Consider the following 12,768-nt stretch of genomic DNA (forward strand, 5'->3'; position numbering starts at 1 on the left):
TAATTCAAAAAACCGGAGGGCATTCCCTGATCCATTTGGATCGGAATGCGCTCTGGCGTCTGTCCGTTTCACGTTGAAGCGGACAGACGCCGGATCCCTTTGCTTGAGTTTGTCTTTTCGGAAAAAGCGGAGCCCACTTTTCCCTGGCGAACTCCATCCCTTTGCTTGAGTTTGCCTTTTCGGGAAAAGCGGTGCCCACTTTTCCCTGGCGAACTCTATCCGGCGAACAGCCCCTTGTAGGTGTCGCGCAGCAGGGCCTTTTGCACCTTGCCCATGGTGTTGCGCGGCAGATCGACCACGAAGAAGGCGTTCTTGGGGACCTTGTAGTTGGCCAGATGCGCCTTGCAGTGGGCCAGGACCTTGGCTTCATCCACCGCGCCCCGGGTCACGACCACGGCGACCCCGACCTCGCCGAAATCCGGGTGGGGCACGCCGACCACCGCCGACTCCACCACGCCGTCGAGGGCGTCGATCACGTCCTCGACCTCCTTGGGATACACGTTGTAGCCGCCGCTGATGATCAGATCCTTGGCCCGCCCGACGATGTGCAAGTAGCCCTCGGCGTCGATCCTGCCCACGTCCCCGGTTTTGAACCAGCCGTCGGCGGTGAACTCCTCGCGGGTTTTCTCGGGCAGCTTCCAGTAGCCCTTCATGACGTTGCGGCCCTTGACCTGCACATCGCCCACCGTCTCGGCCGGGACCTCGGCCCCCTCTTCGTCAACCACGCGCACGCTCACCCCGGGCAGGGCCGGGCCCACCGCCCCGGGCCGGCGCGGACCGTCGTAGGGGTTCGAGGTGTTCATGCCCGTTTCGGTCATGCCATAGCGTTCCAGGATGGCCTTGCCGGTGCGCTCCTCGAAGGCGCGGTGGGTCTCGGCCAGCAGGGGCGCGGAGCCCGACACGAACAGGCGCATGCCCGCCACCCGCTCGGCCGTCAGGCGCGGATCAGCCAGAAGGCGGGTGTAGAAGGTCGGCACGCCCATGAACACCGTGGCCTGGGGCAACAGGTCGAGCACCCGGTCGCGATCGAATCCGGGCAGCCACAGCATCGAGGCCCCGGCCAGCCACGTGGTATGGCAGGCCACGAACAGGCCATGGGCGTGGAAGAGGGGCAAGGCGTGCAACAACACGTCGTCGGCCTGGAAGCGCCACGCCTCGGCCAGGGCCAGGCCATTGGCGGCCAGGTTGTCCTGGGTCAGCATGGCGCCCTTGGGCTTGCCCGTGGTGCCCGAGGTGTAGAGCATCGCCGCCAGATCATCGGGCCGCAGATCGGCCGGCGCCCCTTCGCAACGCTCGCTGGCCATGAGATCGCGCACCGACCCGCCGCCATCCGCCGCCAGGGTCAGCACCGCCCTGGCCCCGTGCCTTGCCGCCTGGGCGTTCAGGAAGGCCTCGTCCTCGGGGCGGCCCACCATCACCGCCGGCTCGGCGTCGCCGATCAGGTAGGCCAGCTCATCCTCGGTATAGGCGGTGTTGAAGGGCACGTACACGAATCCGCCGCGCAGGCAGGCCAGGTACAGCAGAACCGAGGTCGGGCTTTTGTCCGCGCGCACGCTCACCCGGTCCCCGGGCACCGCCCCGCACGTCGCCAGCCCCCTGGCCAGGCGCCCGGCCAGATGGTGGGCCTCGCCATGGGACAAACGGGTGCCATCCGGGCTTATCAGCATCGGCGCCGACGGATCGCTGGGGGCCGAGGCCAGCAGCAGCCGGTACAGCGAGGCAATGGCGTGCGACATGGGCAAGGATCCTCCGAATGGAACAAGGATCCTCCGAGACAGGATCCTCCGAATGGACAAGGATCCTCCGAGACAGGATCCTCCGAATGGGCAAGGATCCTCGGAGTGGGCAAGGATCCTTCTGGAAGGGGGGAACGCCTTGGCGCCCCGGGAACCGACAGGTCTACCCCAACGACGCGGGGGCTGGAAAGAGGCCCTGCAAGGCTCCTTTTTGACGCGGGCGCCGCTGCCCATTTTTTAGCCATCAGAATTTCTTTTTGCGACACCCTCGCGGCAGAGGTATCGTCGACGCCCGCGCCCTGTCAGGGGGCCTGATGCCCTGCTGCAAGACCCGCGAGGTGGATGCAATGCCTCTTCACCCCCCTTATCTGCTTTTCCTGGGCGATGCGCCCGATAGCCTGGCCGCCAAGACCGCGACAGGCATCCGTCACTGGCGCCCCGAGTGGTGCCGGGGCCAGATGCGCCTGCCCGGCTGCGCGGCCGACCTCGGCCTGCCCGACATGACCTTGGAGGAAGCCCGCGCCGCCGACGTGCGCACCTTGGTGGTGGGCGTCGCCAACCGGGGTGGCGTCATCGGCGAAAGCTGGCGCGAAATCCTGATGAAGGCCGTGGACATGGGCTTCGATGTCGCGGCCGGCCTGCACGAGCGCCTGACCGACGTGCCGGGCCTGGTCCAGGCGGCCCAGCGGGCCGGCGTCCAGCTCCACGACGTGCGCCATCCCACCGGCCGGCTGGCGGTCGCGAACGGCGTGCCCCGCTCCGGACGCCGGGTGCTGGCCGTGGGCACCGACTGCTCGGTGGGCAAGATGTACACCATGCTCGCCATGGAACGCGAAATGAAGACCCGGGGCCTGAAGGCCACCTTCCGGGCCACCGGACAAACCGGCATCCTGATCGCCGGCGGGGGGATTTCGGTGGACGCGGTGGTCGCCGACTTCATCAGCGGCGCGGCGGAAGCCCTGTCGCCCGAGAACGACGCCGATCACTGGGATTTGATCGAGGGGCAAGGCTCCTTGTTTCACCCGTCCTACGCGGGGGTCAGCCTGGGCCTGCTGCACGGCGCCCAACCCGATGGCCTGATCTTGTGCCACGAGCCGGGACGCGCGCACATGCGCGGCCTGCCGGGGCGTCAGTTGCCCTCGCTCGACGAGTGCATCCGCCTGAACCTGGAGTGCGCCCGCCTGACCAATCCCGACGCGGTGGTGGTGGGAATGGCGTTCAACACCGCCGGCCTGTCGACCGAGGCGGCGACCCGGCTGCTGGGGCAAACCGCCGACGCCTATGGCATGCCCTGTGTCGACCCGGTGCGCACCGGGGTCGGGCAATTGGTCACCGCCCTGGTGGGACGGTTTGGCTCATGACCGGGTCGTCTCCCAGCTTGCGGGTGCGGGCCGAGGTCTGGCCGGTGGCGGGGACTTTTGTCATCGCCCGCGACGCCCGCACCGAGGTTCACGTGGTGGTCGCCGAGATCACCCAGACCACGCCGGACGGCCGCCTCGTGGTCGGGCGCGGCGAGTGCGTGCCCTACCGCCGCTACGGGGAGACGGTCGCCCAGGTGATGACCGACCTGGAAGGCATGGCGCCGGCGGTGGCCGGCGGCCTGACCCGCCAGGCGCTGCTGGAGGCCCTGCCGGCGGGGGCGGCGCGCAATGCCCTGGACTGCGCCCTGCTCGACCTGGAAGCCAAGCGCGAGGGACGCCCGGCCTGGGCGATTCTCGGGCTTGCCCCGCCGCGCCCGACGGTGACCGCCCAGACGCTGAGCCTGGACACGCCGGAAAAAATGGAGGAACGCGCCCGGGCCCTGGCCGATCGCCCCCTGCTCAAGATCAAGGTCGGGGGCTCGGATCCGGTGGCGCAGGTGGCGGCGGTGCGCCGGGGCGCGCCCGAGGCCCGTCTGATCGTGGACGCCAACGAAAGCTGGGCCGACGACCGGGTGCGCGCGTTCGTGACGGCGATGGCCGATCTCGACGTGGACCTGATCGAACAGCCCGTGCCCGCCGGCCGGGACGAGGCCCTGGAAGGCCTGCGCCATCTGGTGCCCCTGTGCGCCGACGAGTCGGTCCATGGCCTGGAGGACATGGAGCGGCTGGCGGCCTACTACACCCACATCAACATCAAGCTCGACAAGACGGGAGGCCTGACGGCCGCGCTAAACCTTGCGCGCGCCGCCGAGGATCGCGCCATGGGCCTGATGATCGGCTGCATGCTGGCCACGTCGCTGGCCATGGCACCGGCGTTGCTGCTGGCCGCCCGGGCCGAGTTCGTGGACCTGGACGGGCCCTTGCTGCTGGCCCGCGATCGCGAGCACGGGCTTTCCTACGAAGGCACGACGCTTTATCCTGCGACTCCGGCCTTGTGGGGATAACCTTTCCGGCGGGGCCCGCCTTGAAGGCCGGCCCCGCCGGATCCCCGGCCTCCCGCCCGGCCAGACGGGAAGTGGCCGGTGTGTTTTTTGCATCGACCCCTTGAGCCGGCCGGTTCGTGCGCGCGCCAGGACCGTGCGTGGTGCCCACGCCCCAAGGAGGACAACCGCATGCGCCCTTCCCTTCGCTCCGATGCCCTGCGTGGCCTGGGTGGCGCGCGGCCGATGGCGGCCCTGGCGTTGACCGGCCTTGCGTTTCTTGCTCCGGGCCTGGCGCGGGCCGAGACCCCCGAGGCCCTGTGCGCCGCGCATACCGAGGCCTATAACCGGCAGGCCGGCTTCCCCCCCCACATGCTGACCGCGATCTCGCTGGTGGAGTCGGGGCGCTGGAACCCCACGCTGAAGGCAAGAGTTGCCTGGCCGTGGACCGTGACCTCGGGCGGGGCCGGAAATTTTTATCCCACCAAGGCCGAGGCCCTGGCCGCCGTGCGCGCCTTGCAGGCCCGGGGGGTTGGCAACATCGATGTCGGCTGCATGCAGGTGAACCTGCATTTTCATGGCTCGGCCTTCGATTCGCTTGAGGAAGCCATGGATCCGGCCTCGAACGTGGCCTATGCCGTGACCTTCCTCAAGCGGCTGTACGCCGAGACGGGATCCTGGGCGGAATCGGTGACCGCCTATCACTCGCGCACCCCGGTCCACGCCGAACGCTACGCCGGCAAGATCAACGAAGCCTGGACCGAGGCCGAAACCACCGCCCCCGCGCGCTTGCGCCTGGTGGCCCAGGTCACGACCCTGGGGCCCGACATCACGCCCCGCCCGTTGTTCAGCGGTGCCGGGGCGGCCGCCCCGGGATTCGATCCCTCGGTTACCCCGCGCTCGCTGGCCCGCTACCAGGCGGCGGCGGCCAAGAACCAGATTTTCATCGCCAAGGCCCAGGCCGCCGACCAGGCCTACGAGGCACGCATCACCGAGGCCCGCACCGAAAAGGCCCAGGACGAGGCCGACAAGCGCGCGTTCGCGGAAAGCTGGCGGGCCCAGAAGCTCAAGGCCTGGGAGGCGCGCCGGGCGGGTGACCCGCCCTCATGACGAAACCAAGAAGTCCTCGGATTATTTTGATCGTCTCCTTGTGTCTTTGGATCGCGGTCTTCTTGCCGGCGGCCCTGGCCCTGCCGGCTCCCGCCCTTGACCCTGCCCTCGCGGATGAAAACTGGGTGGGCCTCTCCCTTTGCGCGGTGGTGGGGCTGATGGGGCTGGTGGGCGGGGTGGCGGCCCACACCCACCTGAGCAACCTCCGCTTGCAGCGCCTGCTTCGGGATCACGCCGAGGCCCGCGAGGCCCTGCGCGAAAGCGAAGCCCGCCTGCGCGCCCTGGCCGACACGGCCGGGGTAGGCATTTTCATGATCCAGCGCGGGCGCCTGACCCTGGTCAACCCGGCCCTGTGCGCCCTGCTGGGCCGGGACGAGGCCGCGCTGATGGCCTTGAATGATCCGATTTCCCTGGTCCACCCCGACGACCGCGCGGTGGCGCGCGCCCGGGCCCAGGCTCGCGAACGGGGCCAGCAGACCCCGCAACGCTATGAAATCCGCCTGCTTGGCCCCGAGGGCCGCGAAGCCTGGGTGGAACTCAGCGCGGCCCGGGTGACCGCCGGGGACCGGCCGGCGATCATCGGCACGGTGTACGACCTGACCGAACGGCGCCAGATCGAGGAACAGATCCGCCATCTGGCGCACCACGACGCCCTGACCGGCCTGCCCAACCGCGCCTTGTTCTCGGATCGCCTGCAACAGGCCATGGCGCGGGCCGAGCGGGACGATCACCGGGTGGCGCTTTTGTTTGTCGATCTCGACCGTTTCAAGCCGATCAACGACACCTTGGGCCACGCGGTGGGGGATCTGGTGCTGCAAACCGTTGCCCGACGCCTGCGCGCCTCGCTCAGGGCCTCCGACACCGTGGGACGGGTGGGCGGCGACGAGTTCGTGGTGGTGCTGGAACCCGTGAACGATGTGTCCGACGCGGTGACGGTGGCGCGCAAGCTGCGCCGGAGCGTGGCCCTGCCCATCGCCACCGAGGAGCGCGACGTGTCGGTGTCCTCAAGCATCGGCATCGCCCTTTACCCCGACCACGCCACCACGGAAGTGATGCTCTGCCAGTGCGCCGACCTCGCCATGTACGCGGCCAAGCGGGCCGGCCGCGACGGTGTCCGCCTGTTCGACCCCGAGGAAATGGCCGGGGCGCCCCGTGAGAGTTCGTCGACTCCAGATTAAACACGGCCGACTGCGCGCCTTTTTTGCTTGAGTCTGTCTTTTCGGGAAACTTTTCGGGAAAAGTTGTGAACAGCCGGCCCCGCCTGCCGATCCCGAGGGGAAGCGGGCGCTCCGGGAAAAAGGCGAGGGTCTTGCGGTGTGCCCGCGCGGTCCTCGCCTCCCTTCCGGGAAATCAGTGCCCTCCCCCCTGGGCCGAGGCGCGCAAGGAGCGCACGAAGGCATCGGCCTTGTGCTCAACCTCGCCGATGGCGGTGACCAGGTGGGCAAGATCCGTGGCCAGGCTTTCCAGGGCGCGGCCGGTGTCGTCGGCGCCACTCGACGCCGAGGCGCTCAACCGGCTGAGGTCCTGGGCGCCTTGCGAGACCTGGGCCAGGGCCCGGTTCATTTCGGCGGTGGCGGCGTTTTGTTCCTCGACCGCCCCCGCGACCGAGGCATTGATTTCACTCAACACCCCGATGTGATGGGCCACGCCCTCGATCTCGGCCGCCGCCTGGCTGGTGCTGGCCTGGATGTCGGCCACCTGTTGGGCAATGCGTTCGGTGGCGCGCGCGGTCTGGGTGGCCAGGTTCTTCACCTCGTGGGCCACCACCGCGAACCCCTTGCCCGCCTCGCCCGCCCGGGCGGCCTCGATCGTGGCGTTCAAGGCCAGCAGGTTGGTGCGGTTGGCGATGTCGGTGATCAGGGTCACCACGTCGCCGATCTGGGTCGCGGCCTCGACCAGGCCCTGGATCCGCGCCACCGCGCCTTGGGTCTGGGCGCCGCCGGTGGCGGCCGCGTCGTTGGCGCGTTGCATCTGGCGGCTGATTTCATTGATCGCATCGGCCAGATGCTCCATGGCCGTGGCCACGGTACCGACCGTGCCGGCCATGCCATCGGTGGTTTCGCGGGTCTCGGTGGCCTGGCCGATCGCCCCGTGGGCCTGTTCCTGGACATGGCCCGAGACTTCATCCATTGCCTGGGCGCGCCGGCGCACGGTGCGGATGACCCCATCGATCTCCTGTTCAAAACGCTCGGCGATCCCCATCAGATCGTCACGCCGACGGCGATCCGAGCTTGTTCTCTCTTCTTCGGATTGTTTCTCCAGGCGTTCGCGGGCCAGGGCGGTTTCCCGGAATGTGGCCACGGCCCGGGCCATGTCGCCCACCTCGTCGGCGCGCCCGGCCTCCTTGCCCACGTTCACGCTGGTATCGCCATCGGCCAGACGGCGCAAGGTGCCGGCGATGGCGCCGACCGGGCGCACCAGCCACGTGGTCACCGCCGCCAGCACCACGATCGTGACGCCGAGCGCGCCCAGGCCGATCAGCAGCAAGGTGGTGCGCAGGCGATTGGCATCGGCCATCACCGCGTCCTCGGGCACCATCAGCAGCAAGGACCACGTCTCCCGGACCCCGGGAAAGGTCAGGGGCACGGCAACGCGGATCATCGCATCGCCTCCGGCGGACTCCTGCCAGCGGTCGGTATGGCTTCGGCCCTTCGCGATGGCCTGCATCAGCGCCCCGGTCTCGGCCGGATCCGACACGGTGCCCAGGCGATCGGCGCGCGGGGTGGCGACCCAGGCGCCGTTCGAGGCCAGCAAGGCGGCCCGGCCCACGCCCAGGGGACGCAACGCCTCCACGTTTTTTTGAATATCCGTCAAAGCCATGTCGATGGTGGTCACCCCGGCCGGCCGGCCCTGGGGGCCGATCACCGGCGCCGCCACCGTGCTCATCAAGATGGCGCCGCCATTGCCGACCGTGTACGAAAACGGATCCGTCACCACCAGCCGGTTTTCTCGCTGGGGCAGGCCATACCAGGCGTCGGCCTCGGCTTCGTTGGGAATGGCCACGGGTTCGTACACAATGCTTCCATCGGTGCCCCGGTAGAAGTACGGCGCGAACCGCCCGTCGGCGTCGGAAAAATCAGTGCCCTTGTGGGGCGCGTCGGGCCCGAAGCCATTGGGTGCCGCCACCACGCACCCCCCGAAAAAGCTGGGATCGATGCTCATCGCCTGATGGGCCAGATCGGCGGCGGTCGCGCGATCAAAGCGGCCCTCCTGGTTCCAGCGACCCAAGGTCGCGGCCATCGCCTCGACCACCGCCACCGCCCGGGTCACCGAAACGCCAGCCTCCCGGGCCTCGGCGCGGGCTTCCTCTTGCAACCGGGCCAGGGCCGACGCCCGGGACGAAGACGCCTGCACCCCCACCGTCACGCCGATCAAGCCCGCCAACCCCAGGAACACGACCGCCACGGCCGCCAGAATGATTTTCACACGGATCGACATCCGGCTCTCCTTGCCTTTCCCTCGCTCGGCCCACGCCCTGGGACCGATGCCCCCCGGACGGCACGGCGCGCGGGTCCCGACAAGACTCCGACACGGCCCGGTCGCTTCAGGTCTGTATTCCAACAGATGGGTTACAGGCCGCGAGAAAGAAGGAGGAAGAAGAGGAAATCATCCAAAACAGCGCAAATCGTCTCCCGGATCCTGCCATGGGAATCGGCGTTCGGAAGACAGTCCGGCTCAGGGGAGAGTGGCTAGAACAACCCTTGCGAGCGAAACGAGACATGACCGTTCCGCCCGATCACCAGATGATCGTGCAAGGTGATCCCCACCGCGCGCAGGCCATCGCGGACCTGCAAGGTGATGTCATGATCGGCGGCCGAGGGCGTGGGGTCGCCCGAGGGATGGTTATGGACCAGAATGACCGCCGCCGCGTGCAGCTCCAGGGCCCGGCGGACCACCTCGCGCGGATACAGGGGGGCATGGTTGACCGTGCCCCGCTGCATCTCCTCGTCGGCGATCAGACGGTTGCGCGTGTCCAGGAACAAGCCGCGCACGTGCTCGGTCGGCTGGTGATCCAGGCGGGCGTGGCAATACTCCAAAAGCCGGTCCCACGAGGCCAGGATGGGCTGGTTCATCACCCGCCCCTGAAGCAGGCGCTGGGCGGCCATCTCGGCCACCTTGAGGGCCGCCACCGCCGCGTCGCCCACGCCCTCCACCCGGCGCAGCGCCTCGGGCGAGGCCGCGATCACCGCCGCGAACGTCCCGAACTCGGCCAGCAGCACCTTCGCCAGCGGCTTGACATCGCCCCGGGGCCGCGCGAGGCACAGCAACAGTTCCAGGACCTCGTAATCCGGCAGCGCCTCGGGGTGGGCCAGGAAGCGCTCGCGCAGCCGGGCCCGATGCCCTTCCGGCCCCGGCACCGCCTTGCGCCGGGGTGCGTCGGCCGGCGTTTTCGGCTCGGCGCGGCTCCGGCGGGCCGGCGGGTCTTCCCCCGAAGGCGGCGGGGAGGTCATGGGGTCGCGACGCCCGCCCCCTCGTAGGGCGGGCAATGCCAGCCGCGCGGCGACACGGTGAAAATCTCGCATCCCTCCTCGGTGATGCCGATGGAATGCTCGAACTGCGCCGACAGCGATTTGTCGCGGGTGACCGCCGTCCAGCCGTCCGAAAGGATCTTGGTTTCGTGCCGGCCGGCGTTGATCATCGGCTCAATGGTGAAAATCATCCCCGGGCGCAGCACCACGCCTTGCCCCGGCCGTCCGAAGTGCATGACATTGGGCGGCTGGTGGAACACCCGGCCCAGGCCATGCCCGCAGAAATCGCGCACGATCGAATAGCGCAGGCCCTCGGCATAGGTCTGGATCACATGCCCGATGTCCCCCAAGGTGTTGCCCGGCTTGGCCATCTCGATGCCCCGCATCAGGCATTCATAGGTGGTTTCCACCAGGCGACGCGCCTTCAGCTTCACATCGCCCACGTAGTACATGCGGCTGGAATCGCCATACCAGCCATCCAGAATCGGCGTGACATCGATGTTCAGGACATCCCCGTCCTTCAGGATTTTGTCGGGAGCGGGAATCCCGTGGCACACCACGTGATTCACCGACGTGCAGATCGAGCGCGGATAGCCCCGGTAGTTCAACGGAGCCGACACCGCGCCATGATCGGCAATGAACGTGGCGCACAACCGATCCAGGGCATCGGTGGAGACGCCCGGCTGAATGTACGGCGTGATGAAATCAAGGGTCTCGGCCGCGAGGCGACCGGCTTTTCGCATGCCCTCGAAGGCCTCCGGCCCGTGGAGGGTGATTTCCTGGGCCCGTTGAGCGGCACTGGTCATGCGCGGCACACCTTGTTCAAGGGGATCATGGAACGGCAGTCTTTCTTCAGGTTTGGGGAGAAACAGGCGGCCAGACAAGGGGCAGCGTGCGATTGACCCAAATTCCGGTTGCCGGATCGACCGCGCAGCCCAGACAAACCACCTCGACACCCCGGTCCAGCGCCACCGCGAGGCCGGCGCCGTAGGCCGGATCCAGGGATTGCGCGATGCCAACCGCATCGCCATCGGTGCGCTGAACCAGGTACACCATCACGGCTCGCGCGCCTTGCGCCACCATCGTGGCCAGGTCTTCCAGATGCTTGGCCCCCCGGGCCGTCACCGCATCGGGAAACAAGACAACGCCCTGGGGGGCGCCGCCTTCCTTCATGGTCACGTTCTTGACCTCGACGTAGCACGAAGGCCGGTCGTCGGCCTCCAGCAACAGGTCGATCCGTGACCGCCCGGCATAGGGCACCTCGCGCCGGATCCGGGCATACCCGGCCAGGGCCGGCACCCTTCCATCGTGGATCGCCTCGGCCACCACGCGGTTGGGCGTGCTGGTGTTCACGCCCACGAACGCCTCGTCCACCTGGATGATTTCCCAGGTCCAGGCCAGGCGTCGCCCGGGAGCCTGGGCCGGCGAGAGCCAGACCGGCGAGCCAGGGGTGTTGACGGTGCGCATCGAACCGGAGTTCGCGCAATGCGCCGTCACGGTTTCCCCTGCCCGCGCCCCTTCTTCGAGCACCACATCCGCCAGAAAGCGTTTGTAGCGTTGAACCAGACGCCCCCGGATCAGCGGCCGGGCGAACTCCATGGCTCCGTCCTCCTGCCGCCGCCCCGGGACCCCACCCGTTACCAGGTGATCTCAAAGACGCAGGCCGGATGCCCCATGGCTCCGCACGAGGTTTCCACCACCTTGCTCTTGCGATGCACCAGAACCCGGAACAGGCCCTCGAAGGTGGCGGCGTAATAATCGCACAAAGGGTGATCGGCCTGAACGCCCCGGCACAGCGGAGAATTGACGATCCGCACCTGAACCGGGTGCCCGGTCTCCCAGGAAAACTGTCCGCTGCCGGCGAAGGTCCACGCGTGGCGGCTAATGGCGGTGAGCAGCGACTTTGCCGCCATCCCGGCGGGCAGACGCTTGAGCAGGGCGGCGATCGGCTTGGGAATGCGGTTGGCGAGAAGGTACTCGGCCGTGGTTTCCCCGGCCCGCCGCGAAACCCGCTGGCACAGCTCGGGCGTCAGCTGATCGCGCAAGGCCCGGTGCAGCGCGATGACCTCGGTTTCCGGGATCATGTGCTCGGGCAGTTCCTGGAGATAGCGCCCCAGGTCGGCGGCCGCGAACACCCGCTCCATGTCCCCGGGTCCCCCCAGTTCGCGCAGGGCCCGCACCACCTGGATCACGGCATTGGGGCCAATGCGGGCCCCCGTTCCGGGAGAGGCGTTCGTATCCTTGTCCGTCATGCCGTGTCGATCCTCCTTGCTGTCCCCCGCCCAGATTTCCACGTATCCGCCCCCCGGTTCCTGGATGCGCCGCGACAAAAGGCCCCATTTCCAAAGGGTCTCCGCCGGCAGGGGCAAAACCAGGAACCAGTGCTCCAGCACCGCGAGGCCGGTCAGGGTGGCAAGAAACGTCACCTCGATCGCCTCGGGTCGGCTGAGCGCCGGATCGGAAATCTTGAGCGTCAGCACCGTGAATACCATGGTCGACGCCGTCACGGAAATCGGAAAGAGCAGGTTGATCGGCCGCTTGCGAAAGTAGGTCTTCAGATAGTCGAGGTGGAGCGGCAAAAAGTCTTCACTCAGGTTACGCGCCCCCAGAAAAACGTTCAGCTTGGCGGACAGGCGCATCCCCCACAAAATCACAAAAGTCCAAAGACCAACCTTGTTGGGCTTGTCCCAACTTAAAATAATCAAAATGGCCGCCGTGCCGACGATGGCCAGTTCGTGATATAAAATGGTCAGGGTTGCCAATCGAAAGCGCTGCCAGCCCACGCACCCGTCCGGGCACGGCGTGCGGCGCGGACCGGTGATGTAGCCAAACAGGAACATCATCTCGATCCACCCCCAGGCCACCAGGCCGCAGGTGAAGGAGCTGTAGGCCGCGCCCACCGAAACCACCGCCGCCGTGTGGGAAATACCGGCGAACGCGCTGATCAGGAGGGCGGTGGCCAGGGCGAACGTCCACACGTAGGTCCGGCGCGGGAGGCCATCCAGGTACATGATAGCCCCGGTCGAGAACCACCAGACGAACAAAACATACGCAATCGGAACGGCGAAATCGCTGAAGGACATGGACGACCAGGCCACCAGAGAAAGGACAA

General features: G+C 67.9%; 10 protein-coding genes. 4 read left to right on the forward strand and 6 right to left on the reverse strand.

The features are described from left to right. Window positions 1–215: 215 nt before the first annotated feature. Complete coding sequence (locus ROR02_RS03185) at window positions 216–1,736, reverse strand: malonate--CoA ligase (protein WP_147162567.1); 1,521 nt, start codon at window positions 1,734–1,736, stop codon at window positions 216–218. A gap of 314 nt (window positions 1,737–2,050) precedes the next feature. Between ROR02_RS03185 and dgcN the strand changes: the two genes are divergently transcribed. The 4 genes from dgcN to ROR02_RS03205 all read left to right on the forward strand — a co-directional run bounded on the left by dgcN (window position 2,051) and on the right by ROR02_RS03205 (window position 6,365). Then, complete coding sequence (gene dgcN / locus ROR02_RS03190) at window positions 2,051–3,097, forward strand: N-acetyltransferase DgcN (protein ID WP_456152345.1); 1,047 nt, start codon at window positions 2,051–2,053, stop codon at window positions 3,095–3,097. Further along, the gene (gene dgcA, locus ROR02_RS03195; protein WP_147162568.1) at window positions 3,094–4,101 is read left to right on the forward strand and encodes an N-acetyl-D-Glu racemase DgcA; all 1,008 of its coding nucleotides are present in this window, start codon (window positions 3,094–3,096) and stop codon (window positions 4,099–4,101) included. Before dgcN ends, dgcA begins: the two co-directional genes overlap by 4 nt. 168 nt (window positions 4,102–4,269) lie before the next feature. Further along, window positions 4,270–5,187, forward strand: a complete 918-nt coding sequence (locus ROR02_RS03200) for a transglycosylase SLT domain-containing protein (protein ID WP_246135377.1) — start codon at window positions 4,270–4,272, stop codon at window positions 5,185–5,187. Next, window positions 5,184–6,365, forward strand: coding sequence for a sensor domain-containing diguanylate cyclase (locus ROR02_RS03205; protein ID WP_147162569.1), 1,182 nt, complete (start codon window positions 5,184–5,186; stop codon window positions 6,363–6,365). The genes ROR02_RS03200 and ROR02_RS03205 overlap by 4 nt, the downstream gene beginning before the upstream one ends. Before the next feature lie 172 nt (window positions 6,366–6,537). On the opposite strand, the gene ROR02_RS03210 is transcribed toward ROR02_RS03205, so the two are convergent. From ROR02_RS03210 to puhE, 5 genes are all read right to left on the reverse strand, one after another. Next, window positions 6,538–8,625 (reverse strand): methyl-accepting chemotaxis protein, encoded by a 2,088-nt coding sequence (locus tag ROR02_RS03210; RefSeq protein ID WP_147162570.1) that lies wholly within the window; start codon window positions 8,623–8,625, stop codon window positions 6,538–6,540. A gap of 251 nt (window positions 8,626–8,876) precedes the next feature. Further along, complete coding sequence (radC, locus tag ROR02_RS03215; protein WP_147162571.1) at window positions 8,877–9,638, reverse strand: RadC family protein; 762 nt, start codon at window positions 9,636–9,638, stop codon at window positions 8,877–8,879. Then, window positions 9,635–10,462: a type I methionyl aminopeptidase gene (map, locus tag ROR02_RS03220; RefSeq protein ID WP_147162572.1), complete on the reverse strand. Its 828-nt coding sequence runs from the start codon at window positions 10,460–10,462 to the stop codon at window positions 9,635–9,637. The genes radC and map overlap by 4 nt, the downstream gene beginning before the upstream one ends. Window positions 10,463–10,508: 46 nt before the next feature. Then, window positions 10,509–11,255 (reverse strand): DNA/RNA nuclease SfsA, encoded by a 747-nt coding sequence (sfsA, locus tag ROR02_RS03225; RefSeq protein WP_147162573.1) that lies wholly within the window; start codon window positions 11,253–11,255, stop codon window positions 10,509–10,511. 38 nt (window positions 11,256–11,293) lie between these two features. After that, window positions 11,294–12,739, reverse strand: a complete 1,446-nt coding sequence (gene puhE / locus ROR02_RS03230) for a putative photosynthetic complex assembly protein PuhE (RefSeq protein ID WP_147162574.1) — start codon at window positions 12,737–12,739, stop codon at window positions 11,294–11,296. Window positions 12,740–12,768: the final 29 nt, after the last annotated feature.

The sequence above is a fragment of the Pararhodospirillum oryzae genome (assembly GCF_007992075.1).
GTDB lineage: Bacteria > Pseudomonadota > Alphaproteobacteria > Rhodospirillales > Rhodospirillaceae > Pararhodospirillum > Pararhodospirillum oryzae.

What these genes read in the sequence shown, in the direction of transcription:
- ROR02_RS03185 (WP_147162567.1), bottom strand. Translation starts at nt 1,736, where the DNA reads ATGTCGCACGCCATTGCCTCGCTGTACCGGCTGCTGCTGGCCTCGGCC.
- dgcN (WP_456152345.1), top strand. Translation starts at nt 2,051, where the DNA reads ATGCCCTGCTGCAAGACCCGCGAGGTGGATGCAATGCCTCTTCACCCC.
- dgcA (WP_147162568.1), top strand. Translation starts at nt 3,094, where the DNA reads ATGACCGGGTCGTCTCCCAGCTTGCGGGTGCGGGCCGAGGTCTGGCCG.
- ROR02_RS03200 (WP_246135377.1), top strand. Translation starts at nt 4,270, where the DNA reads ATGCGCCCTTCCCTTCGCTCCGATGCCCTGCGTGGCCTGGGTGGCGCG.
- ROR02_RS03205 (WP_147162569.1), top strand. Translation starts at nt 5,184, where the DNA reads ATGACGAAACCAAGAAGTCCTCGGATTATTTTGATCGTCTCCTTGTGT.
- ROR02_RS03210 (WP_147162570.1), bottom strand. Translation starts at nt 8,625, where the DNA reads ATGTCGATCCGTGTGAAAATCATTCTGGCGGCCGTGGCGGTCGTGTTC.
- radC (WP_147162571.1), bottom strand. Translation starts at nt 9,638, where the DNA reads ATGACCTCCCCGCCGCCTTCGGGGGAAGACCCGCCGGCCCGCCGGAGC.
- map (WP_147162572.1), bottom strand. Translation starts at nt 10,462, where the DNA reads ATGACCAGTGCCGCTCAACGGGCCCAGGAAATCACCCTCCACGGGCCG.
- sfsA (WP_147162573.1), bottom strand. Translation starts at nt 11,255, where the DNA reads ATGGAGTTCGCCCGGCCGCTGATCCGGGGGCGTCTGGTTCAACGCTAC.
- puhE (WP_147162574.1), bottom strand. Translation starts at nt 12,739, where the DNA reads ATGTCCTTCAGCGATTTCGCCGTTCCGATTGCGTATGTTTTGTTCGTC.